Below are 24133 nucleotides of genomic sequence, written 5' to 3'. Positions count from 1 at the left end.
TTGCCAAGAACCCAAAAAGTTATATTAAGTAATTTTAATTATCTTTAGTTTTATTTTAATAATAGAGAAAAGACAACATGACTAAGACTGACTATCTAATGCGTTTAAGAAAATGTACTTCAATCGAAACATTAGAACGTGTGATTGAAAAAAAATAAATATGAACTCTCTGATGATGAGCTAGAGCTGTTTTTATTCAGCCGCAGACCACCGTTTTAGCAGAACTCACAATGAATAAACTCTATGATAAAATTCCAGCGTCTGTTTGGAAATTTGTAAGATAATCTAGTTTTATTTAATTACCTTAGTTTTATTTTTGCTATTTTAATTTTTTTATAGTAGTAGGGTTATTATTTCTTAATTTAGATATCGTTTTATTCACGTTTTTCTTATCAGTAGAATGATTACACACCATCATGCCGTTGACTTATTACGGCATGAACTGCACTCCTTTGCCCCAAATATTTCTTCCGTTTATAAGCACTACCGTAAATTTTCCAATAATAAATTGATACATTAAGCATACTATTTTCTATTCAATAATATTGACTCTCAAATCCAAAGAAAATAATGCCCAAAAAAACATGCATAAAGAGTAAAGATATAAAAGAAAATAAAAATGTTAGAAGATAATAGCTATGAAGGATTGGAAATTACGAAGAGCTAGAAATTGGGTGGGGCCTTGCCAGCGACATCCCGGCACACGCGACACCTGCCATGGCTGCTTCCTTCCGGACCTGACCGAGTTAACAAGTTAGCGTTGCGGGAGAACCAACAAGACCCCATAGATTGTCTTATTGCTAAGACGTCACGCATTATGTTTTAAACTGATCCAAATAGCAAGGAAAGCGAGCCTAAGTGATGATTAATTACCCAAATCCGCACTTACTGATTATTCAATTGCCTTAAACGCGCCTTTTTCCTCTCACAAATTCATCTGGGATATTCATTGACATCTTCCACTCCCTGAAGGATCGGTTTTACGACGTACCAGATAAGATGATAAACAATAATCTTATCAACGCTGTTCATTTATCATTAGATAACTCTCTAAGATAAAAAAGGAGATTATTTTTTTATATCCTTAGGATTGTATATAATCAACTTTATTAAAACACAACCAGATCGAATGATACAGGTACACTATGAGTCAAGCATTGAAAGATCTCATTAATTTGATGGCACTTGAAAAAATAGAAGAAGGCCTATTTAGAGGTCAAAGCGAAGATTTAGGATTACCTCAAGTTTTTGGTGGGCAAGTTGTAGGACAAGCACTATACGCAGCAAAACAGACAATTGCGGATAACCGCTATATCAACTCATTTCATAGCTACTTTTTACGTCCTGGTGATAGCCATAAGCCTATCGTTTATGATGTAGAATTTATTCGTGATGGTGGTTCATTTAGTACTCGTAGAGTCAGCGCCATTCAGCATGGTAAACCTATTTTTTATATGACGGTTTCTTTTCAAGAATTTGAAGAAGGTTTTGAACATCAAGATACAATGCCAGATGTGCCTTTTCCTAATGAACTTATCTCACAGCATGAGATTTTAAAGAAATTAGCGCCTAAATTACCCGAGCCGATTAAATCTTTAGCACTACGAGAAACGCCTTTTGAAGCGCGTCCGGTGCAATATTTTAGCCCTTTTGGCTACTCTAAAGCACCTGCTGAACGCTATGTTTGGTATCGTAGTCGTGGTGAAATGCCATCAGATCCTTTCTTACATCAATACTTGCTTGGTTATATTTCTGATTTTGATTTTCTACCAACCGCTCTACAACCTTATGGCTTAGGTTTTATGGATACAAGTCTGCAGGTCGCTACGATTGATCATTCTATGTGGTTTCATCGCCCATTCCGTGTGGATGATTGGTTACTTTATGTAATTGAAAGCCCTTCAGCATCGGGGGGGAGAGGATTTGTTAGAGGTAAATTCTTTAATACAAATGGTCAACTCGTTGCCTCTTCTGTTCAAGAAGGCGTTATTCGCCAAAAACGGCCTAAACATTCAAAATAATATCTTGGCATATTCCCCCCTCAATTGAGGGGGAATAGACAATTATTGTTGATAGGCTCTTTCACCATGAGTGGTTAAATCTAATCCATCATGCTCTTCCTCTTCTGTAACACGTAAACCTACCAGCTTATCTGCAATTTTAAAACTTGTGTAAGCGACAACACCAGACCAAATCACTGTGATCACGACACTAATTAGTTGAATTACAACTTGTTTACTGAGTGTCATTCCATCGCTATATCCCACTCCACCTAAAAATGAAGCCGTAAATATCCCTGTTAATAAGCAACCAGCAATACCGCAAGTACCGTGAATACCAAAAACATCACAAACATCATCAGCTTTTAACCAGCGCTTTAAAACAACGACGCCCCAAAGTCCGATGATCCCCCCCATGACACCGATAAATAAAGCGCCCATCATTCCGACCGTACCAGCAGCGGGTGTAATCGCAACTAATCCTGCAATACAGCCAGAACAACTGCCCAGCATAGAAGGTTTCCCTCTGGTGAGCCATTCTGATGCTGTCCAAGAAAGTACAGCTCCAGCAGTTGCTATTACTGTATTCAGAAATGCTAAAGCCGCAATCGCATTTGCACTGCCAGCAGAGCCTGCATTAAAACCAAACCAACCAATATAGAGTACCGCTGTACCAGTAAAGACCATGGGCAAATTATGAGGTTTAAGTGCTGTATGCTGGCTATCTCTTCGTTTACCAAGTAAGTAAGCACCAACAAGAGCCGCAATAGCCGCGTTAATATGCACGACCGTTCCCCCTGCAAAATCTAATGCACCATCATCGATTAACCAACCGCCTTCTCCCCATACCATATGCGCAATAGGGATATAAGAAAATGTGAACCAAATGATCGTAAAAATAAGTAGTGCAGAAAAACGAATGCGCTCTCCTAATGCTCCAATAATTAATGCAACAGTGATAACAGCAAAAGAGCCTTGAAACGCAATATGTATATACTGATTCATTGAACCAGCGAGCGAATCTAGTGATACATTATTTAAAAAAAGTAAGTGACCACCCACCCCAAATTTTATTACCCGCAGTAAATGCCAAACTATAACCAAACGTAACCCAAAGAATAATAACGACACTGAAGATCATCATTACTTGCGTGATCAAAGAAAGTACGTTTTTCCCTCTTAATAATCCGCCATAAAACAGAGCAATACCGGGTATAGACATAAAAAAAGACCAAAGCCGTACATATCAACATAAAACCGTTATCCGCTTTATCAGCAATGGTTGTTTCAGTCGCAAATACAGACGAAGAAAAATGTGTAAGCACTAACATTAATAGCAAAGAAAGTAAGCGTTTCATCGAATATCCCCTTTAAAGTGCTTCATCACCAGACTCACCAGTACGAATACGAACAGCCTGCAATAATTCAAAAACAAAAATTTTCCCATCTCCTACCTTCCCTGTATCAGTCGCTTGCATTATCAGTTGCATAACTGACTCAAGTTGCTCATCACAAATAGCGAGTTCTATTTTTACTTTGGGGAGAAAATTAACTTCGTATTCTGCTCCTCTATACAATTCCGCATGTCCTTTTTGTCGTCCATATCCCTTTACTTCACTGATTGTCATTCCTTTTATACCTAACTCAGAGAGCTCCTCTCGCACTTCTTCTAATTTAAATGGCTTAATAATGGCGATGATATATTTCATATAAAACCTCGTCGATATTTGAAAGAAAAAAAGCCTATATAGAAAAGCAAAAGACATGCCATTATTTAACTCATTGATATTTTAATAAAATTTTATTTTTGAAATCATTTAAATGAAAAGGTTCACCGAGTTGGTGCAAAAATACGACGACTATTTTGATAAAAGTAAGATAATTGGGAAATCAAAAAGGCACATACATAAAAATGATGTGCCCTCTAAAATGATATATTTTATTTAAGATTATTATTCTACTTCAACAGGCGCTTGATCTTGTAACGACTCTCTAACTTGCTGTAATTGATACATATTATAGTACCGTCCTTTTTGCGAGAGTAACTTAGCATGATCGCCCTGCTCAACAATTGCACCACGATGAAGCACCACAATTTCATTCGCTTCAATAATCGTGGAAAGTCGATGAGCAATAACAATCAGTGTTGTTTTTTTCCTAACGACTTTTAACGCCTTCTGTATGGCTTGTTCTGTTCCTGAGTCAATATTTGCCGTTGCCTCGTCCAAAATAAGAATACGAGGAGGTATTAATAATACACGCGCCAATGCCAGTAACTGTTTTTGCCCAGCAGATAAGCGGCTACCTTGTTCACCAAGTTCTGTTTGTAGTCCTTCAGGTAAGGCTTTAGCCCATTTATCCAGTTGAACTGTTTCTAATACCTGCCATAAATGTGATTCATCACATTCGCGTCCTAACGTAATATTGTCATGCAGTGAACCCGATAATAAAACGGGATCTTGTTGCACCATTGCAATACCACTACGCAATGCAGCATGTGAATAGGCTTCTAATGGTTGCTTATCTAAAAAGATATTCCCTTTTTGCCAAGGATAATTCCCCATTAATAAACTGGCTAAAGTGCTCTTTCCGCTTCCGGTGTGACCAACAAATGCAACAAAATAACGAGCAGGGATCATTAAATTGATATCTTTTAATACCCATTGCTCATCACGATACGCAAACCAAAGCGAATTAACATCAATATTACCTTGAGTGATGGAATGCGATGATGAACCATAGTGCTGTAAAGGCGCATCCATTAGTTCAAAAACACGCTCACCAGAAACAACTGCCTGTTGTAAAATCGATTGTTGTGATGTCAATGTGATCAAGGGTTCATTTAATCGACCTAAATAACTGATAAATGCATAAATAACCCCAACACCAATAACTGCACTGCCCTGATATCCAAATAACATTAATAAGCCACACAGAACCAACGCTGAGAGCATACTTAATAAAGGACGTAATAACAGCCCATCAAGTTTTAACGCTTTCATACGTGCTTGATAATGTTGCCAGCTGTCATCTGACATTCTTTCACCAAATCGAGCTTGTTGCCTAAATTGCTGAATAACTGACATACCATTAATAACTTCATGGAAACCATCATTTATATTGGCGAGAAAATGACGCACTTTACGGACTATCGGCGTACTGAGTCGCTGATAAAGCATCATGACACCGATAACGGCAGGAAAGATAGTCATCGCGATGAATGCCATTCGCCATTCTAATAAAAACATGGCTATTAGCATTACAACCACTAATGCAATCGCTCGGAATAATGTTGGCAAAACGTTCACGAACAAATCTTTAATCGTCTCAGTATCATTTGTTACACGAGAAATTAATTGCCCCACAGGCTGATTATCAAAAGCACTTAATGGCTGTTTGAGTGCCGCACTCATTACATCGGTGCGTAATTGTTGTACGACCCCGACAGCAGCATGATTAAACACAATGGCTTGATAATAATGAAGTGTGGCGGCAATCACTTGCAAAAGAATAAAAGCCAATGCTAGACCCAATGATGACATCAACTCCACATTATTCGTGGCAACTTTTGCATCAATAAAATAGCCCACAAGTAATGGTCCACCTACTTCTGCTACGGCAGCAGCCCATAACATAATGACACCCCATGTCATGGGTTTGCGATAGGTTTTACCATAAGTTAAAAGACGCTTTAATGCAGGCAATAGCGCTTTAACGGATTTACTTTTATTCATCGTCATCCAGCGCGGCCTCTAATTGCTGATAATGGTACATATCTTGATACCAACCCGGTATTGAAATTAATTGCTGATGTGTACCTTGCTCTATAATCTCACCTTGTTTTAACACTAAGATATTCGTAGCACCAACTAATGCAGATAAGCGATGAGCACTGATAATTAATGTTCTATCTTTTCGCCATTGCGACAAGTTTTGTAAAATTTGATATTCCGTTTGTCCATCAACAGCAGACAGTGCATCATCTAATAATAAAATCTCAGCATCCAATAAGAGTGCTCTGGCGATAGAAATACGCTGCTTTTGTCCACCGGATAACATCACACCTTTTTCCCCTACTTGTGTTTGATATCCTTCAGATAAGTGCAAAATATCCTCGTGAATATTTGCCAGTTTCGCCACAGACTCTATTTCTTCTTTGGTTGCATCAGGACGGCCTAAGGCAATATTGCCCGCGATGGTATCTGAAAATAGGAAAGGTGTTTGATTAACAACCGCCAATCGTGCTCGCCATTCATCCAGTTTCAATTGATAAATAGGTATAGATTGAAAACAAATTTCACCCTCAGTCACATCGTAAAGTCGTTGAATAACAGCCAGTAATGTACTTTTCCCACTCCCAGTCATTCCACAAACACCTAACATTTCACCTGGTGATAATGTGAAATGAATATTTTTCAGTGTTTCTGTCGTTTGCTCTGGATATTGAAAACGTTTGATATCAACGGATAACACACCTCGACCTTGCTTGGGTGATAATTCACCATCAACCATATCGAGTTTTTCATTTAATAAGCTATTAATTCGACTATAAGCCGCACTGCCACGCTCAACAATATTGAACATCCATGCTAAAGCCAGCATTGGCCAGATCATTTGCCCTAAATACATCACAAAGCTGGTTAACTCACCTAATGTCATTTTGCCATTAATAACAAAATAGCTACCACCCGCAACCGCGAGTAAATTAGCAAAACCAATAGCCATAAAAATAGTAGGATCAAATAGCGCATCAATTCTTGCAACACGCATATTTTGGCGTCCAGTTTCTTTTGCCACATCATCAAAACGGGAGGCATGCTGTTGCTCTAGTCCGAATGATTTGATCATGCGAATACTACTCAAGCTTTCTTGTGCTTGATTATTAAGCGAAGAGAAGAGTGCCTGTGCTGTTTTAAAGCGACTATGTAGTTTATCACCATATCGCTTAATCAAAATCGCCATGATTGGCATGGGTAGTAATGAAATCAGTGTCAATTCCCAACTTAACTGAATACTCATCATGACAAGCACTGCCAGCCCCATAACCATAGAATCTACTAAGGTCAGTACACCTTCACCCGCGGCAAAAACCACTTTATCCACATCGTTGGTAGTACGTGCGATTAAATCACCTGTACGATAACGATGATAAAAAGAAGAGGATTGTTGATTAAGTTGTTGATAAATTTGCATCCGCAGTTTTACTGCTAATTGATAAGATGCACCAAATAACCAAAGACGCCAAACATAACGCAAAAGATAAACCGCGAGGGCAATTAATACCATCACGCCAATCCAATTCATCACTTGGCTAAACGTCAGACTATGGCTATCGACACCATCTACAATGATCCCAACAATCTTTGGAGGGATCACTTGTAATACGGCGATAACCATCAATAAGAAAATGGCACCTACATAACGACGCCATTCACTAAGGAAATACCAACTGAGCTGTGAAAATAGAGCCACGCCTTAAATCCTAAGGTTATACAAAAATAAAAGTGCCAGTTGGTAAAGATGAACCTTATTCAGGTATCGGCATTGCCGTTGTGTATTTAATTTTTTCCATTGCGAAGTTAGAAGTCACATCAATAAGACCTGGTACGCCATTAACCATACGCTTATAAAATAGGTCGTAACTTTTCATGTCTACTACTTCAACATGCATTAGATAATCACACTCACCCGCCATTCGATAGAATGTCAGTACTTCTGGCATTTGCTTAACAAATGAAACAAACTGTTCGTACCATTCGCTATTGTGTTGCTGTGTTCTAATCATAACAATAACTGTTAGACCTAGCCCAATTTTTTCACTATCAAGCAACGCAACGCGCTTACGAATATACCCTTCATCCTCTAATCTTTTCAATCGTTTCCAGCAAGGTGTTGAGGTTAGGTTAACAGCCTCAGCCAAAGTATTCAGTGAGAGGCTTGAATCTTCCTGTAACAGCGCTAATAATTTACGGTCAATCTTATCTAACATAAATACTCCTTCAAAATATGCCCCTACAAAATAATGATAACCTGCCCCTGACTATAAGAGTAATCACCTAATGATAAATCGGTAATAAATTGCCATAATATATATACTTTTGTGCGTACTAATCCTTATAAAAATTCAATATTCAGGAGTATTCTGATGAAAAAAACGGTCGTTGTCTTTAGTGGTGGACAAGATTCGACAACCTGTCTTATTCAAGCGTTGGAAAAGTACGATGAAGTCCATTGCATTACATTTAATTATGGGCAACGCCATAAAGAAGAAATTGAGGTAGCACAAAAAGTGAGTCAATTACTAGGGGCAACTGCGCATAAAGTTTTAGATGTAAGTTTACTCAATGAACTCGCGATCAGTAGCTTAACTCGCGACAATATCCCAGTACCTGATTTCAAAGAAAGTGAAGAAAGTGATATTCCAAGCACCTTTGTACCGGGTAGGAATATTCTTTTTCTCACTTTAGCGGCAATTTATGCTTATCAAATTGGTGCAGAGAGTGTCATCACGGGTGTTTGTGAGACGGATTTCTCTGGTTACCCTGATTGTCGTGATGAATTTGTAAAAGCACTGAATCATGCTGTTAGCTTAGGTATTGCACGTGATATTAAATTTATCACGCCCTTAATGTGGTTAGATAAAGCCGAAACTTGGGCTCTTGCTGATTACTATAAAAAGTTAGATTTCGTTCGTCATGAAACGTTAACTTGCTATAACGGTATTCAGGGTGATGGCTGTGGTGAATGTGCGGCTTGTCATTTAAGACAACGTGGATTAAACACCTATTTAGCTGATAAAACACTCATTATGCAGACAATGAAACGGAAAGTCGGTCTTAAATAATCATCCTAGTGACGACTTTCCCCTACCATTTTTCGCTTATGCAGTGATAATTTATCAAACATTATCACTGCATTAAATCATTTCAGATTAGCCTGAATGCCTTTAGTCAGAGAGCACCAATACTCTCTTTGCGTATTAGGATGATTGACGTACATATTCAAGCTTTTCTCTTAACTGCTCTGTTAAGGTCAGTGCTTTTTTTGTATGAATATCAACAAGAACAAAAGTAATTAATGCATCAGAGATAAGTGCACCATCTTTTTTTCTCACGATCTTTTGAGACAGTACGCCACTTTTAATTCCCACTTCCGCGATCTCACAATCAATGAGTAACTCATCGCCTAAACTTGCAGGTAAGCGATAATTAATATTGATATTAGCAACCACTAATGCCAAGCCATTGCGCTTAAACCAATCAAAATCTAAATGTTGCTCAATCCAATCCCATCGGGCTTGTTCTAAAAACTCAAGGTAACGTGCATTATTCACATGTTCAAAAACATCTAAATGAAAACCATAAACTTTAATTAATGTACTCATATTAATTTATTACCTCTTGATTATTCTAATAAACTTTTTATAAAGTTTTTTTGTACTACCCTAAATATAGTCAAGAAAATAAGTTTAGTAATTTCTGATATAGGTTTATCTCGTTTTCGTTTAAAAAAAGAAAAATGCTAGAAAACTGTGTTTCTCTTATCAAAACAAAGATCAAAGAGAAACACAGGGAGTTTCAATCAATATTCACGTTTCTACTATCACTTATACTCAACATCGTATAAGAATGAATACCTTAATTAATAACGATAAAATCACGATTTTGCTCAACTAACTTCATACCAATTCCAAACACTTTTTCAAGCTCATCGATAGTGGTAAAAACGTCCTAGCTGTTCGCGGTAATCAATAATAGCTTGCGCTTTTGCTTTTCCAATCCCTTTTAATCCCATTAATTCATCTAGTGTTGCCGTATTTAAATTAACTTTACCTTCTGTACTGGTTTTGTTTTCTTTAACATCATGAGCAGTTGATGAGTGAGTTTCAATAGAAACCGTTGGTGTTGAAGCGATGGCTTCTTCTGCATAAGAGAAAGGAGAAAGCCCTAATCCCAAAGCAAGGCAGATAGAGGCCATAAAACCTGACAACATTTTTTTATCCATCTTCATAATCATAATTTCCTTTTATTCAATAACTTTAAATTCAATAACTTTAAATTCAATAGCAAACAGGATTTCTGAATGCAGAAGAAGAATGCCAATATCTTGATAAATCGGCAATTGTATAAAATGGGAACTACGAGGAGGTAGGAAAAATAGAAAGGAATAAAAGAAACATTACAAAAAAATTGTTTGGGGCTGCTCTCAAATATAAAATTTTTTCGAGGAAGGATGCTATTTGCTTAAATTATCAGTAATAGTCGCCATAAAAAAACCCAGCGTTATGCTGGGTTTTTAATGTAATAACTCAAATTCGATTATTGATAGTCTTTATCAAAAATTTCAATTTTAGCGTTATCTCGGAGGTCACGTAACATAAGTTGTAACGCCTCTTCCCCCATCTGAGCGCGATAGAGATTAGTCATAAACTCTAGTTGTTCAGATGTTGGTTTGCCCTCTGTTACGCTATCTAATTGAATAAGGACGACTTTAGTACCCGGTACATTAGTCATACCATACTCTTTTTTGCCTTCAGTCGGTTTTGGCATAGAGAAAATAGCGGTTTGTACTGCATCTGTTGCTGATGAGTGAACAATGCTTTCTTCACTACCAAACGAAATATTAGCCGCTTTCAGTGCTTCTTCGCCTTTGCCTGCTTTCAATGCAGCTAAAAGTTTTTGGGCTTCTGCATTCATTGCTTGTGATGCTTTTTGCTGTTTAACCAGCATAACCACTTGATCACGCACTTTGTCTAATGGTTGGGTTGCTGAAGGCTTATAACCTTCTACGCGCACGATAAATGCACTGTCATTGCCTAACGTCACCATGTCTGAATTCATGCCTGTTGGGCCATTTTCATCCACTAATGAGCCACCAAAAATTAACTGGGTGAGTTTTTCATTATTTAATGGTGCAGGAACCGTATTTTCATCAAACCAATCTGTATTAACCACAGTCACGTTGCCCGCTTTAGCAGCAGGAGCTAATGTGTCGTTGTCATTAGATGCAGCTTGGCTCACTTTTTGTTGTAATGCGAAGAAATCATCAATCGCTTTATTTTCACGCATTTTTGCCAATAAATCTGTTTTCACCTCATCAAAGGGTTTTACAACAGATTGTTTGACATCATCAAGACGGAAAATAGCGTAGCCATTGCTTATCTTAACAGGTGCAGAGATTTGGCCTTTTTCTGTCAAACTTGCATTAGCTAACTCAGGTAACTCTTGTCCGATAGTTATCCAACCTAAAGAACCATTTTGTTTTTTAGAAAAACTATCAATAGATTTTTCTTTCACTAATGAAACAAAATCAGCCCCTTTTTTCAGCTCATCTTCTGCTGCTTTAGCTGCAGCTTCATCAGCTAATACTAAAATACTGTACTGTTTCTGTCCTGCTGTCGTGAACTCATCAATATTACTATCGTAGTAAGCCTTCGCTTCTTCATCAGTAATGTTGATATTATTAAAATCTTTTTGAGCATTTAATTGGATATAGCTAATTTTAAATTGCTCTGGCGCGATAAACATTGCGTTATTTTGCTCATAGAACGCTTTTACTTCTTCATCAGATGCGGTTTCTTTTTCAAGGAATGGCTGAATATCTAATGAAGCTAAACGCACATTACGGCTTTGTAGCATTAATCCCGCAAATTCTTTAACTTCGCTATCTAAGGCAAAATCCGTACCTTGGATAGAAAATTTTAATTGCTGATTAATAAGATTTTGACGGATCCCTTCTGCAAAGGCATCAGCATCAATATTATTGCCTTTCAATAAATCGACATATTTTTTATTGTCAAATTTGCCATCAGTTTGAAAGTAAGGAAGAGCAAAAATAGCCTCTCTAATTTGCTGATCACCCGCTGAAATACCGAGAGTTTGCGCAAATTGATCAAGCAATGCTTGGTTGATCAGTAAATCAAGTGCTTGTTGGCGAATAAGTTTCTGACCTTCTTCTGATGAAGCAAGAGCAGCAAAATTTTCACCCATATCTTGTTGTAATTGAGCACGACGTTGCTGATAAGTTTGCTCTAATTGGGAACGGCTAATCTTATATCCGTTAACTTCAGCAGCATCATTAACGCCTGAACTAAAGAGATATCCGCCCACACCAGTTAGGACGAAGGAGAGGATGATCACAGCTAATAGTATCTTTATAAATGGATTATTAGCAGTGGAACGAATGTTGTCCATCATAACGAGACGAGGCTCCGTTTGGTGAAATAAAAATTATTTTTATGGGTGTTACACGACTATTTTGAGCACAGCGAAAAGATAATGTGCCCATGCTGGCTTAATATCAAAATGTCGCGACACGCGACAATCATTCAAAACAGCCAGTCCCGTATTAATGCGCAGTCTTAACACGCACTTTCTATAACTAAGAAAAAACTAAACAGCATTATTTGATTCATTGATTACGATAGCCATTTAACTCATCACTGAATCATTCATTGTTGTCTATTTCAGTTATAGAACAACGCGTCATTCTATCAAATGACTACTTCAGTTTCACGTCTTATCGCCAGAGAATACAAGGTTTAATCGTGATTTATAACCTAAAAAAGAAAAGCGCACCTCAAAAAGATGCGCTTCATTTTTTAATTGAGTCGTTTTCTGTTTACCCATCACGTTAAGCTAATAACCAATTGGCAGAAAATAGGTTCAACTATTATTGATTAACTGCGTCTTTTAAACCTTTACCTGCACGGAATGCAGGAACTTTTGCAGCTTCAATTTGAATTTCTTTACCTGTTTGTGGGTTACGGCCTGTACGAGCTGCACGATCACGTACAGTGAAAGTACCGAAGCCTACTAATGCTACATCATCACCTTTTTGTAAAGACTCAGTGATAGAAGCAACCAGAGCATCTACAACACGACCAGCCGCCGCTTTTGAGATATCTGCATTTGCAGCAATTTTGTCGATCAGTTGAGTTTTATTCACGCTTTCATCCCCATAATTTTATGCGTTATTTTTCGCCATTAATGGCAAATTTTGCAAACGTCGTTATATCAAGCCTTTTTATATATAGCAAGACCGATAAAACAGCATTTTTAATTAAAATCGCCATTAAATTAGCGACATAAAAAAAGGCTGGCAAGCTTTTATTACTTATCCAGCCTTTTTTTTTAGCTATAATTTATGACAAATATCACTCTTTAGTGTGATTTATCAGTCACAACTTCCATGCCAAACGGCGAGTTTTGCAGGGCTAACGATAAAACTTCCTCTATTGTTTTCACTGGGTGAATATCCAGATCAGCAATAATATTTTCAGGAATTTCTTCTAAATCACGTTTATTTTCATCAGGGATAAGAACTGTCTTAATTCCACCACGATGTGCAGCAAGTAACTTTTCTTTCAGCCCACCAATTGGCAATACTTGTCCGCGTAACGTAATTTCGCCCGTCATTGCAACATCAGAACGTACAGGATTACCTGTTAGGCTTGATACCAATGCAGTACACATTGCGATACCTGCACTTGGACCATCTTTTGGTGTTGCCCCCTCAGGAACGTGTACGTGCATATCACGTTTTTCATAGAAATCGCCATTAATACCCAGTTTATCCGCACGAGCTCGAACTACCGTCATTGCCGCTTGGATAGACTCTTGCATCACTTCACCTAATGAACCAGTAAATGTTAGCTTGCCTTTACCTGGCACGCTTGCTGTTTCAATAGTCAGTAGATCGCCACCGACTTCAGTCCATGCAAGTCCTGTTACCATTCCTACTCGGTTTTCTGTGTCAGCACGACCGTAGTCAACTTTACGAACACCTAAGTAATCTTTGAGATTATCTTCGTTAATCTCAATATGTTTGATTGTGCTATCCATGAGCAGTTGTTTTACTGCTTTACGGCATAGTTTAGATATTTCACGTTCTAAACTACGTACACCCGCTTCACGCGTGTAATAACGAATAATACCCATAATTGCGCTGTCATGAATTGTCAGCTCACTTGGTTTTAACGCATTACGTTCAATCTGTTTTGGTAACAAATGTTGCTTAGCGATATTCAATTTTTCGTCTTCGGTATAACCAGATAAACGAATAACTTCCATACGATCTAACAACGGTGCCGGTATATTCATGGAGTTAGATGTCGCCACAAACATAACATCAGACAGATCGTAATCAACTTCCAAATAATGGTCGTTAAATGCGATATTTTGCTCTGGATCTAACACCTCTAACAGTGCAGAAGCGGGATCGCCTCGCATGTCTGATGACATTTTATCAATTTCATCTAACAGGAAAAGTGGGTTTTTGACGCCAACTTTCGCCATTTTCTGAATTAATTTACCTGGCATCGAACCAATGTAAGTACGGCGGTGACCACGAATTTCAGCTTCATCACGTACACCACCTAACGCCATACGCACATATTTACGGCCTGTTGCTTTAGCAATAGATTGACCCAGTGAGGTTTTACCTACACCCGGAGGCCCTACCAAGCACAAGATTGGCCCTTTAATTTTGCTAACACGAGACTGTACCGCGAGATATTCAAGGATACGCTCTTTGACACGCTCTAAACCGTAATGGTCAGTATCAAGAACTTCTTGTGCTTTCACTAAGTCTTTTTTAACTTTGCTACGGCTATTCCAAGGAACTTGAACCATCCAATCAATGTAACTACGTACAACCGTAGCCTCTGCCGACATTGGCGACATCATTTTTAATTTCTGAAGTTCCGCTTCTGTCTTCTCTTTTGCCTCTTTTGGCATTTTAGCAGCATCGATTTTACGTTTCAGCGATTCCATTTCATCAGGTGCATCATCCATTTCACCTAATTCTTTTTGAATGGCTTTCATTTGCTCATTGAGATAATACTCACGCTGACTCTTTTCCATCTGCTTTTTAACGCGGTTACGAATGCGTTTTTCAACTTGCAGCAGATCGATTTCTGATTCCATCATCGCCATTAAATATTCAAGGCGTTCTGTAACATCAGACATTTCAAGTACAGCTTGCTTATCTTTCAATTTCAGCGGCATATGAGAAGCAATGGTGTCTGCTAATTTCGCTGATTCTTCGATAGCATGTAATGAGGTTAATACCTCTGGCGGAATTTTTTTTATTCAGCTTGATATAACCTTCAAACTGATTAATTGTCGTACGATTTAAGACTTCCTGTTCCCGCTCATCAACAGCTGGTGTTTCAAGGTATTCTGCTTTTGCCTGAAAATATTCACCATTGTCAGATAACGTCGTAATTTTGGCGCGACGAATACCTTCAACAAGGACTTTCACTGTTCCATCAGGCAATTTTAACATCTGTAAAACAGACGCGACTGTACCAACAGAAAAAAGATCATTAACACCTGGTTCGTCAGTAGATGCATCTTTCTGCGCAACCAGCATAATTTGTTTGTTGTCGTTCATCGCAGCTTCTAAGCAATGAATAGATTTTTCACGACCAACGAACAACGGGATCACCATATGCGGATATACAACGACATCACGTAATGGCAATACAGGTATTTCAATACGTTCTGGACGCTCAGGATTCATAGAGCTCTCTCTTCGTTTTTAGCTTAACGCTTTTACAGGTAATTTTATTCGCATGTCACCAAATAAAATTAATTCCACGGATTGTCAAAATATATAAGGGCACTTTTCTGACATTCAATAGCATTAGCCATTAAAAAAACAAAATGAGGGAAAATTCCCTCATTTTAATTGCGTTGGCGCGCCTTATCTTAAATTTCCCTCTTATTTTGAGAGAAAACAAGATAATGTCAGACAAGAGACATTGCCAAATTACGATGCATTATTCACCTGATGCCTGATTTTCTGGCTGGCTATAAATAACCAGTGGCTCAGATTTTCCATTAATCACGCCTTCATCAATGACCACTTTTTCTGCATGCTCAAATGAAGGAAGGTCATACATCGTATCAAGTAATGCAGCTTCAACAATCGAACGTAAACCACGAGCCCCCGTTTTACGTACCATGGCTTTTTTCGCAATTGCCGTCAGTGCTTCCTTACGGAATTCTAAATCTACACCTTCTAATTTAAATAAGGCCTGATACTGCTTAGTCAATGCATTCTTAGGTTCTTGTAAAATTTGAATTAACGCCTCTTCGTTTAATTCACCTAGCGTTGCAACAACAGGTAAACGCCCAATAAATTCAGGAATAAGACCAAATTTAATCAGATCTTCTGGCTCAACTTGGGCTAATAGCTCACCTTCGCTAGCTTTCTCATTTTGGCTTTTGACTTCTGCACCAAAACCGATACCTGAATGTGTATTTAAACGCTGTGCAACCACTTTATCGAGCCCTGCAAATGCACCACCACAAATAAAGAGGATCTTAGAAGTATCAACTTGTAAAAACTCTTGTTGTGGATGCTTACGTCCACCTTGAGGTGGAACAGAAGCGACAGTGCCTTCGACTAATTTCAATAATGCTTGCTGTACACCTTCACCAGACACATCACGCGTGATTGATGGGTTTTCAGATTTACGGGTGATCTTGTCAATTTCATCAATATAAACAATACCACGTTGCGCTTTTTGCACATCGTAATCGCATTTTTGTAGCAGTTTTTGAATGATGTTTTCAACATCTTCACCCACATAACCCGCTTCTGTCAGCGTTGTGGCATCTGCCATAGTAAAAGGAACATCAAGGTAGCGTGCTAATGTTTCTGCTAATAACGTTTTACCGCTACCAGTAGGGCCTATCAGCAAAATATTACTTTTCCCTAGCTCAACACCATTGGCTTTATCGCCATTACGCAGACGTTTATAGTGGTTATAAACGGCAACAGCCAGCACTTTTTTAGCCAATTCCTGACCGATAACATAGTCATCAAGGTGCTTACGGATTTCATGTGGCGTTGGCAATTCACTGCGTTCATGATGAGGTGCCAGTTCTTTTATTTCCTCACGAATGATATCAACACAAAGATCGACACATTCATCACAGATATAAACCGACGGGCCAGCGATCAATTTTTTTTACTTCATGCTGGCTTTTACCGCAGAAAGAGCAATACAGAAGCTTCCCGGAGCTATCTTTGCGCTTATCTGTCATCAGTCAACCTCACTTAGTTATTCTTCATATCATATATAAGAAGAAGAAAGTCTTTTTTACATAAATATTGATAGCCGTTTCCCATGCATTATTAGCCCACAAAGGAAACGTATTAATTCAGTTACTATTACAACGTGTAATGATTAGCTACGTTGAGTATAGACTTTATCTACTAATCCGTATTCTAACGCTTCGTTAGCGGATAAGAAACGATCACGCTCAGTGTCTCTTTCTATTTCTTCAATAGATTTACCTGTATGTTGAGCCATTAACTCATTCATACGGGATTTTACTTTCAAAATTTCTTGGGCGTGAATTTGAATATCTGTTGCTTGACCTTGGTAACCACCTAATGGTTGGTGGATCATCACACGAGAGTTAGGTAAGCAAATACGTTTGCCTTTCGCACCAGCAGATAATAAGAAAGCCCCCATTGAGCACGCTTGCCCCATACAAATGGTACTAACATCTGCTTTGATATACTGCATCGTGTCATAAATAGACATACCCGCCGTAATGACACCACCTGGTGAGTTGATATACAGGTTGATGTCTTTCTCTGGATTTTCTGCTTCTAAAAAGAGCATTTGAGCAACGATAAGATTAGCCATGTGATCTTCAACTTGGCCAGTCAGGAAAATAATACGTTCTTTTAATAAACGAGAGTAAATGTCGTAAGAACGCTCTCCTCGCGAAGTTTGCTCTATAACCATCGGCACCAGAGCCATATTAGGTGCGAATTGTTCCTGTGTGTCGTTAAATGACATATCTGTCTCCTATTGCATTCTTATTGGTGCCAATGACAACAATTTTACTTGAGATAATTGATCATGACCATTTTTAATCATCCAATCTCTCACAAGACATTCAAGGCGCCTCGCGAGGAGTGATACAGAGAATATAGAATTATCTGGAGATAATCGCTGTAATTTCAAGGCAAAATTTGATAAATACATACAAACTGAAAAAAACCCGTGGTAAAAAACCACGGGTTTTTGCTTAAAACCAATATTCGCGGTTAAAAATTAACCCATTTGAACTTCGTTCATCAGTTCAGTGAAGTTAGTTTCTTTTTCAGTTACTTTAGCATTTGCTAAGATTTTTTCTACCGCTTGCTCTTCTAACGCAAGATTACGGATATTGTTCATCAGTTGTTCGTTCTTGTTGTAGAACTCAACAACTTCAGATGGATCTTCATAAGCTGAAGCCATTTCGTCGATCAGTGCATTCACACGGTCGTCTTCTGCTTTCAGTTCATTACTATTGATCACTTCACCTAACAGTAATCCAACGATTACACGACGCTTAGCTTGTTCTTCGAACAGTTCACGTGGTAATTGCAGAGCTTGTTTCTCGTCGCCACCAAAGCGTTGAGCGGCTTGACGTTGCAGAACTTCGATTTCACTGTCAACAGCGGCTGCTGGTACGTCAACTTCGTTTGCTTTCACTAAGCCATCAATAACTTGTGATTTAACACGAGTACGGATTGCATTTTTCAGTTCACGTTCCATGTTTTTACGCACTTCAGCACGTAAACCATCAACAGAACCATCAGCAATACCAAAACGCTTAATGAATTCTTCAGTTAATTCTGGCAGTTCACGCTCTTCAACTTTTTTCAGGTTGATAGCGAATTGTGCTTTTTTACCTTTCAGATTTTCAGCGTGGTAATCTTCTGGGAAAGTCACATCAATTGTGAATTCTTCACCCGCTTTATGACCGATAACGCCTTCTTCGAAACCTGGGATCATACGACCTTGACCCATTGCCAGTACGAAATCTTCAGCTTTTCCGCCTTCAAATTCTTCACCGTCAATAGAACCGTTGAAATCAACAGTTACACGATCTTCTGCTGCAACTTCGCCGTCTTTGTCTTTCCACTCTGCTTGTTGTTTACGCAGTGTTTCTAACATGTTATCAACGTCTTCGTCTTTAACAGCAACAACAGGTTTTACTACTTCAATGCTTTCCAGATCTTTCAGTTCGATTTCTGGGAAAACTTCGAATTCGACAGAGTAAACAAAGTCTTCACCTTCTTTGTATTGCTCTGGTTTGTAATCAGGCGCGCCAACTGGGTTTACTTTGTTTTCGATGATAGCGTTAATGAAATTACGCTGCATCAGATCACCCAGAACATCATTCAGTACTGACATACCGTAACGCTGTTTAACCATTGACATTGGAACGTGACCTTTACGGAAACCATCAATGCGAACAGTTTTAGCAGCTTTTTTCAGTTCACTGTCTACAGCAGTTTGGATATCAGCGGCTGGTACGGTGATTGTGACACGACGCCCTAGGCCTTGAGTCGTTTCAACAGAAACTTGCATCTTGTTACCTCAAAATAAGTTTTAGTGCTCGGTCTACTTTAAAGGAAACTAACATGATGTTGACATGTTTAGGTTTATTTTCCTTTCAGAACCGGGGCCGCCACATTTAAAAAAACGAGGATCCCTGATATCAGAAGCATCCCGAAACCTTACTGAAAATTAGACGCGACATTATAACGATCTAGAGGGGTTGAGTCGAGAAAGAGCCGTTTTATTCCTCAATTTTTTCATAAAATCGAGCAACTCTCCCCTTTTTTCCGCTATAAAGAACAAAAAAATACGCATCTTAAGATCTATTTACTCACGATTAACGATAAGGTTGTTAATCTTCTTGGCTTCCGCCACGACACCCAGGAGAGCGTAACGCTTTATCCTGCTGTTCATTCCATTCACTCAAAGTAAAGGTGTGTAATGCTAATGCATGAACACCATTTTCCATTTCATGAGCTAATGTTTGATACACATCACGATGGCGCGAAACACGACGTTTCTCATTAAAATCATCACTCACGATAATGACTTTAAAGTGGCTTTCAGAGCCTTCGGGCACATTATGACGATGGCTTTCGTTTATTACTTGTAAAAAATGCGGTGAAAAGCGTGAAATCAGCTTATTCTCAATATCATCACGGATCATCTCTACCCCTAATACTCTAGCCTTTATACCATGGTGAATAAAAAATAAGTCAACCAGACTATATTGATTGAGTCTTTATCAATACAACATGATGGACTTATTCTTTTTAATTTTGCTGATGATAATCGCTTATTTTTCATCTTGAGTAAAACCATTGACCGAATATTGTCAATATACATGGGCAGAAATGAGAGTAATTTGAAATAAAATCAATTGATAAAATCAGATAATTTCGTCCGTTAAGGGGATATTAGCAACCTATCAGCAGTGGTATGATAGGCTAAAGTTTAAAGCCTATTCTACTCGTTAACACAACAGACATATTTAACCGAGATTACCTCATGATTAAAAATTTACTCTGTGCTGTTTTTGCATTAACACTCCTTTCAGGTTGTGCAACCCCTAGTAACAAACTGTCTATTGAGCCTGTGATGTCAGTCCCTGCGGCCGATCCAACAATGCGCCCTATTTCGCTGAATATTTCAAGCCAAGACAAACGTGCATCTAAAAACCTAGCGGAAATCAACCGCAACGGTAAATTAGAAGTCCTTGTCCCAACTCGTGATATTGCATTTTTAATGCAAGAAGTTTTACAAAAACAAATGGTCGCTCGTGGTTTTATGATAGGTTCCCCTGCTTCTGCGGATGTGATTATTGTTATCAATAAACTCAATGCAGACGTAGGTGAAGGAAGTGTTCGTCATAATATCAGTGCAAAAGCGGACATTTCCGTTATCGTCACCTTGCCAAATGGCAGTTCTAATACCAAAACATTCCGTACTAGCTACAATGTTCAAGGTCCATTTGGTGCAACTAATGAGAAAATTGCCGCTGCGATTAACAATGTCTTAAGTGAACTTGTTGGCGATATGGCAAAAGACGCTTCAGTCAGTCAATTTATCAAATCTAACGCTCGTTAATTTTATTAGCATAAACGACCTGTTATCTCAAACAGGTCGTTGAAAGGAATTTTGCATGGTTCAGCCCGCCTTCAAACAAACCACTTGGTATAAATCATTTATTCTTCTATTACTTGGCTTTACTTCTGGATTACCGCTGGCGTTAACAGCAGGCACATTACAAGCTTGGATGACAGTAGAAGATATCGATTTAAAAACCATTGGTTTTTTCTCATTGGTGGGACAAGCCTATGTTTTTAAATTCCTCTGGTCACCATTTATGGATCGCTATACCCCTTCTTTTCTTGGTCGTCGCCGAGGATGGATGTTGCTTACTCAAATAGGATTAGTGCTTGGTATTGCAGGAATGGGATTTTTAAATCCTAATGATCATTTATGGTGGCTTGCCTCTTTAGCTGTCATTGTTGCCTTTTGCTCTGCTTCACAAGACATTGTTTTTGACGCCTATAAAACAGATATATTAAAAGCTGATGAGCGTGGTACAGGAGCTGCTGTTTCTGTATTAGGCTATCGCATAGCCATGCTTGTTTCTGGAGGTATGGCGCTTTGGTTAGCGGATAAATATATTGGCTGGCAAAATATGTATTGGTTAATGGCAGCCTTAATGGGAATTGGTATTATTGCGACACTACTTGCCCAAGAGCCAGAAACAACTGTAAAACCGCCACGAACACTCTATGAAGCTGTTATTGAACCTTTATATGAATTCTTCTCTCGTAATAATGCTTGGCTAATTTTACTGCTTATTGTGCTGTATAAAATGGGCGATGCCTTTGCCCTAAGTTTAAGTACCACTTTTCTTATACGCGGTGCTGGATTTGATGCAGGTGAAGTTGGATTAGTGAATAAAACACTTGGACTTGCAGCCACTATTATCGGGGCATTATTAGGTGGTTTATTAATGCGACGTTGGAGTTTATTTAAGGCGCTGATGATTTTTGGTATTTTGCAAGGTGGTTCAAATATCGGTTATTGGTATTTAGCGGTTTCTGAGCAAAGTATTTATAGCATGGGAGCAGTAGTTGCATTTGAAAATATCTGTGGCGGAATGGGAACCGCCGCATTCGTTGCCCTTCTGATGACACTTTGTCATCTCTCCTTTTCAGCAACACAATTTGCGTTGCTCTCGGCTCTTTCTGCGATTGGTCGTGTTTATGTTGGACCCGTTGCTGGCTGGTATGTTGAAAGCCATGGTTGGGAAGCATTTTACCTTTTTTCTATTGCGGCTTCTGTACCCGGTCTTATCTTACTGTTGATTTCGAAAAATACACTTATATACACACAAAAAACAGGTGAATTTCTTAGAAGAACGTTATTTATTAAACAGTACCGCTTTGCTATTTATGGCTTGATGCTGACGGTTCTTTTCTTTATTTGCAGTTTAATTCTTGTGGTAATAAATTCACTACCTACTTTAGAGATGTTCCAGTCTGTGAATTATATTCAATCAATAGATACTGATAGATTAAGTTCTTGGGCGTCAACACTCTTTTTATACGGTGTCATTGTTGGTGCGGTAAGCCTTGTATTTGGCACAATACTCGATTATTTAGCCCTTAAGAAAACAACATATTAATTTTATTACCTTATCAATGTATATGCGCCATAAAAAAGACAGCTTAAGCTGTCTTTTTATATTCTTAGTAAATAGAGTTATCTAAACAATCTCACTTTTACGGTTTTACCTTTTATTTTACCTTGTTGCAGCTGTTTCAAGACCTGTTTTGCAATAGATTGTTTTACAGCAACATAAGCATGTGTTGGGTTAATGATAATTTTACCAATATCGGCACCATTGAACCCCATATCACCAGTTAATGCGCCTAAAATATCACCTGGACGCATTTTGGCTTTTTTACCACCATCAATACATAATGTTGCCATCGTTGCTTCAAGAGGCATAATTTGTAGCCCAGTAGGTACTGGCAACCAATTTATCTTTAAGTGAAGCATCTCTTCTAAAGCATTAGCACGCTGAATTTCTTCTGGCGCGCAAAAACTAATTGCCAATCCACTTTCACCCGCTCTGGCTGTGCGACCAATTCGATGAACATGTACTTCAGGATCCCACGACAACTCGTAGTTAATCACCATCTCTAACGCTTTAATATCAAGTCCACGAGCCGCAACATCTGTTGCGACTAATACACGACAACTTCCATTAGCAAAGCGAATAAGCGTTTGGTCACGCTCTCTTTGTTCCATATCACCATGTAGAGCGAGCACACTTTGATGACTTTCTGTCAGTGTTTCATACACATCTTGGCAATCTCGCTTCGTATTACAAAATACAACACAAGAAGCAGGTTGCTCACGGCTTAACAGCTTTTGCAACAATCCAATTTTTCCATGACGAGATATTTCATAAAACTGCTGTTCAACAGCAGGAAGTTCATCAACAGAATTGATTTCAATAGTTACTGGATTTTGCTGGATCTTACGGCTAATTGTTGCGATCTCATTGGGCCAAGTTGCAGAAAAAAGCAACGTTTGGCGTGCCGTAGGCATACGAGAAATAATATCGTTGATATCATCAAAAAATCCCATATCCAACATTCTATCAGCTTCATCCAATACCAATGTTTTCACATCATCTAAAGTGACCGTCTCTTTTTTTAGGTGATCAAGCAATCTGCCAGGTGTTGCCACAATAATATGTGCAGCATGTATTAATGAATCACGCTGGATACTAAATGGAACACCACCACACAGCGTTAATACTTTGATGTTTGGAAGATAACGAGCAAGACGACGTAATTCATTTGCAACTTGATCAGCAAGTTCTCGCGTTGGGCATAAAATAAGTGATTGAGTATTAAACTTTTTTGCATCAATGTGTTGCAAAAGTCCCAAACCAAAAGCAGCCGTTTTACCGCTGCCTGTTTTTGCCTGAGCGCGAACGTCTTTTCCTTCAAGAATAGCGGGCAAAGCAGCTTCTTGAACTGGGGTCATAGTGAGATAACCCAATTCATTAAGGTTAGCGAGTTGTTCTGCAGGAAGTGCGTTAAGTTCAGCAAATGAGGTCACAATAAAAATTCCAAGTAAGATAAAAACGAATATTGGCTAATGATACTATCCCTTTATTCCTGTGTCGTGAGGTATTTTTTACGCCATTCTTTCCACCTTATTCTTCTTTTCTTTTTTAACTTCCTTTTTTCCTACCCCAAAAACCGCAAGTAAACACTTAATC

Annotated in this window: 16 protein-coding genes, 1 other RNA gene and 4 pseudogenes; 5 read left to right on the top strand and 16 right to left on the bottom strand. The window is 38.5% G+C overall.

Annotated elements, in window-relative coordinates; all coding sequences use genetic code 11:
- Positions 1-77: 77 nt before the first annotated feature.
- Positions 78-260 (top strand): annotated as a pseudogene (locus BHE89_RS04770) (Hha/YmoA family nucleoid-associated regulatory protein); the annotation flags it as partial.
- A 420-nt stretch (positions 261-680) separates the two neighbouring features.
- Here the strand turns inward: BHE89_RS04770 and ffs are convergent.
- Positions 681-777, bottom strand: an RNA gene (gene ffs, locus BHE89_RS04765) — signal recognition particle sRNA small type.
- 368 nt (positions 778-1145) lie between these two features.
- Between ffs and tesB the strand changes: the two genes are divergently transcribed.
- Positions 1146-2021, top strand: a complete 876-nt coding sequence (tesB, locus tag BHE89_RS04760) for an acyl-CoA thioesterase II (protein ID WP_069368562.1) — start codon at positions 1146-1148, stop codon at positions 2019-2021.
- 42 nt (positions 2022-2063) lie between these two features.
- Here the strand turns inward: tesB and amtB are convergent.
- The 5 genes and pseudogenes from amtB to BHE89_RS04735 all read right to left on the bottom strand — a co-directional run bounded on the left by amtB (position 2064) and on the right by BHE89_RS04735 (position 7989).
- Positions 2064-3358 (bottom strand): annotated as a pseudogene (amtB, locus tag BHE89_RS04755) (ammonium transporter AmtB).
- A 12-nt stretch (positions 3359-3370) separates the two neighbouring features.
- On the bottom strand, positions 3371-3709 hold the full coding sequence (locus BHE89_RS04750) for a P-II family nitrogen regulator (protein ID WP_069368733.1): 339 nt from the start codon (positions 3707-3709) through the stop codon (positions 3371-3373).
- Positions 3710-3952: 243 nt separating this feature from the next.
- Positions 3953-5740 carry a SmdB family multidrug efflux ABC transporter permease/ATP-binding protein gene (locus BHE89_RS04745; protein WP_069368564.1) on the bottom strand — a complete coding sequence of 596 codons (1788 nt, stop codon included), beginning with the start codon at positions 5738-5740 and terminating at the stop codon, positions 3953-3955.
- On the bottom strand, positions 5727-7472 hold the full coding sequence (locus BHE89_RS04740; protein ID WP_069368565.1) for a SmdA family multidrug ABC transporter permease/ATP-binding protein: 1746 nt from the start codon (positions 7470-7472) through the stop codon (positions 5727-5729). Before BHE89_RS04740 ends, BHE89_RS04745 begins: the two co-directional genes overlap by 14 nt.
- Positions 7473-7527: 55 nt before the next feature.
- Complete coding sequence (locus tag BHE89_RS04735) at positions 7528-7989, bottom strand: Lrp/AsnC family transcriptional regulator (protein ID WP_036911686.1); 462 nt, start codon at positions 7987-7989, stop codon at positions 7528-7530.
- 156 nt (positions 7990-8145) lie between these two features.
- Here BHE89_RS04735 and queC point away from each other — a divergent pair, with 156 nt between their 5' ends.
- Positions 8146-8844, top strand: a complete 699-nt coding sequence (queC, locus tag BHE89_RS04730) for a 7-cyano-7-deazaguanine synthase QueC (RefSeq protein ID WP_069368566.1) — start codon at positions 8146-8148, stop codon at positions 8842-8844.
- Between the two features lie 135 nt (positions 8845-8979).
- On the opposite strand, the gene BHE89_RS04725 is transcribed toward queC, so the two are convergent.
- The 9 genes and pseudogenes from BHE89_RS04725 to bolA all read right to left on the bottom strand — a co-directional run bounded on the left by BHE89_RS04725 (position 8980) and on the right by bolA (position 20023).
- On the bottom strand, positions 8980-9384 hold the full coding sequence (locus BHE89_RS04725) for an acyl-CoA thioesterase (protein WP_069368567.1): 405 nt from the start codon (positions 9382-9384) through the stop codon (positions 8980-8982).
- 323 nt (positions 9385-9707) lie between these two features.
- The gene (locus BHE89_RS04720) at positions 9708-10010 is read right to left on the bottom strand and encodes a ComEA family DNA-binding protein (RefSeq protein ID WP_286145893.1); all 303 of its coding nucleotides are present in this window, start codon (positions 10008-10010) and stop codon (positions 9708-9710) included.
- A 308-nt stretch (positions 10011-10318) separates the two neighbouring features.
- Positions 10319-12196 carry a peptidylprolyl isomerase gene (gene ppiD / locus BHE89_RS04715; protein ID WP_069368568.1) on the bottom strand — a complete coding sequence of 626 codons (1878 nt, stop codon included), beginning with the start codon at positions 12194-12196 and terminating at the stop codon, positions 10319-10321.
- Between the two features lie 475 nt (positions 12197-12671).
- Complete coding sequence (gene hupB / locus BHE89_RS04710; protein ID WP_036911695.1) at positions 12672-12947, bottom strand: nucleoid-associated protein HU-beta; 276 nt, start codon at positions 12945-12947, stop codon at positions 12672-12674.
- 215 nt (positions 12948-13162) lie between these two features.
- Positions 13163-15524: pseudogene (lon, locus tag BHE89_RS04705) on the bottom strand (endopeptidase La).
- Positions 15525-15783: 259 nt separating this feature from the next.
- Positions 15784-17056, bottom strand: a pseudogene (clpX, locus tag BHE89_RS04700) (ATP-dependent protease ATP-binding subunit ClpX).
- A gap of 143 nt (positions 17057-17199) precedes the next feature.
- Positions 17200-17823: an ATP-dependent Clp endopeptidase proteolytic subunit ClpP gene (gene clpP / locus BHE89_RS04695; protein WP_004245088.1), complete on the bottom strand. Its 624-nt coding sequence runs from the start codon at positions 17821-17823 to the stop codon at positions 17200-17202.
- A 258-nt stretch (positions 17824-18081) separates the two neighbouring features.
- Positions 18082-19386: a trigger factor gene (gene tig / locus BHE89_RS04690; protein WP_069368571.1), complete on the bottom strand. Its 1305-nt coding sequence runs from the start codon at positions 19384-19386 to the stop codon at positions 18082-18084.
- A gap of 322 nt (positions 19387-19708) precedes the next feature.
- Complete coding sequence (gene bolA, locus BHE89_RS04685; protein ID WP_069368572.1) at positions 19709-20023, bottom strand: transcriptional regulator BolA; 315 nt, start codon at positions 20021-20023, stop codon at positions 19709-19711.
- A gap of 341 nt (positions 20024-20364) precedes the next feature.
- On the opposite strand from bolA, the gene BHE89_RS04680 reads away from it, so the two are divergent.
- Together BHE89_RS04680 and ampG are read left to right on the top strand one after the other, a co-directional pair.
- A complete protein-coding gene (locus tag BHE89_RS04680; RefSeq protein WP_069368573.1) occupies positions 20365-20943 on the top strand; it encodes a YajG family lipoprotein in 579 nt (192 codons plus the stop codon).
- Positions 20944-20998: 55 nt separating this feature from the next.
- On the top strand, positions 20999-22519 hold the full coding sequence (gene ampG, locus BHE89_RS04675; protein ID WP_069368574.1) for a muropeptide MFS transporter AmpG: 1521 nt from the start codon (positions 20999-21001) through the stop codon (positions 22517-22519).
- 77 nt (positions 22520-22596) lie between these two features.
- On the opposite strand, the gene dbpA is transcribed toward ampG, so the two are convergent.
- Entirely contained in the window at positions 22597-23970 is a 1374-nt protein-coding gene (gene dbpA / locus BHE89_RS04670; protein WP_069368575.1) for an ATP-dependent RNA helicase DbpA, read from the bottom strand.
- Positions 23971-24133: the final 163 nt, after the last annotated feature.

Origin of the sequence: Shigella sp. FC1967, from assembly GCF_001743005.1 — a bacterium.
GTDB lineage: Bacteria > Pseudomonadota > Gammaproteobacteria > Enterobacterales > Enterobacteriaceae > Proteus.
Note: the sequence above shows the minus strand (reverse complement) of the source record. Positions and strands in the feature narration are given on the sequence as shown.

Excerpts from the sequence above, each read along its gene's own strand:
- BHE89_RS04750 (WP_069368733.1), bottom strand. The coding sequence starts at position 3,709 with ATGAAATATATCATCGCCATTATTAAGCCATTTAAATTAGAAGAAGTG.
- BHE89_RS04735 (WP_036911686.1), bottom strand. The coding sequence starts at position 7,989 with ATGTTAGATAAGATTGACCGTAAATTATTAGCGCTGTTACAGGAAGAT.
- ppiD (WP_069368568.1), bottom strand. The coding sequence starts at position 12,196 with ATGATGGACAACATTCGTTCCACTGCTAATAATCCATTTATAAAGATA.
- BHE89_RS04720 (WP_286145893.1), bottom strand. The coding sequence starts at position 10,010 with ATGAAGATGGATAAAAAAATGTTGTCAGGTTTTATGGCCTCTATCTGC.
- clpP (WP_004245088.1), bottom strand. The coding sequence starts at position 17,823 with ATGTCATTTAACGACACACAGGAACAATTCGCACCTAATATGGCTCTG.
- tig (WP_069368571.1), bottom strand. The coding sequence starts at position 19,386 with ATGCAAGTTTCTGTTGAAACGACTCAAGGCCTAGGGCGTCGTGTCACA.
- BHE89_RS04680 (WP_069368573.1), top strand. The coding sequence starts at position 20,365 with ATGATTAAAAATTTACTCTGTGCTGTTTTTGCATTAACACTCCTTTCA.
- tesB (WP_069368562.1), top strand. The coding sequence starts at position 1,146 with ATGAGTCAAGCATTGAAAGATCTCATTAATTTGATGGCACTTGAAAAA.
- BHE89_RS04725 (WP_069368567.1), bottom strand. The coding sequence starts at position 9,384 with ATGAGTACATTAATTAAAGTTTATGGTTTTCATTTAGATGTTTTTGAA.
- ampG (WP_069368574.1), top strand. The coding sequence starts at position 20,999 with ATGGTTCAGCCCGCCTTCAAACAAACCACTTGGTATAAATCATTTATT.
- bolA (WP_069368572.1), bottom strand. The coding sequence starts at position 20,023 with ATGATCCGTGATGATATTGAGAATAAGCTGATTTCACGCTTTTCACCG.
- queC (WP_069368566.1), top strand. The coding sequence starts at position 8,146 with ATGAAAAAAACGGTCGTTGTCTTTAGTGGTGGACAAGATTCGACAACC.
- BHE89_RS04745 (WP_069368564.1), bottom strand. The coding sequence starts at position 5,740 with ATGACGATGAATAAAAGTAAATCCGTTAAAGCGCTATTGCCTGCATTA.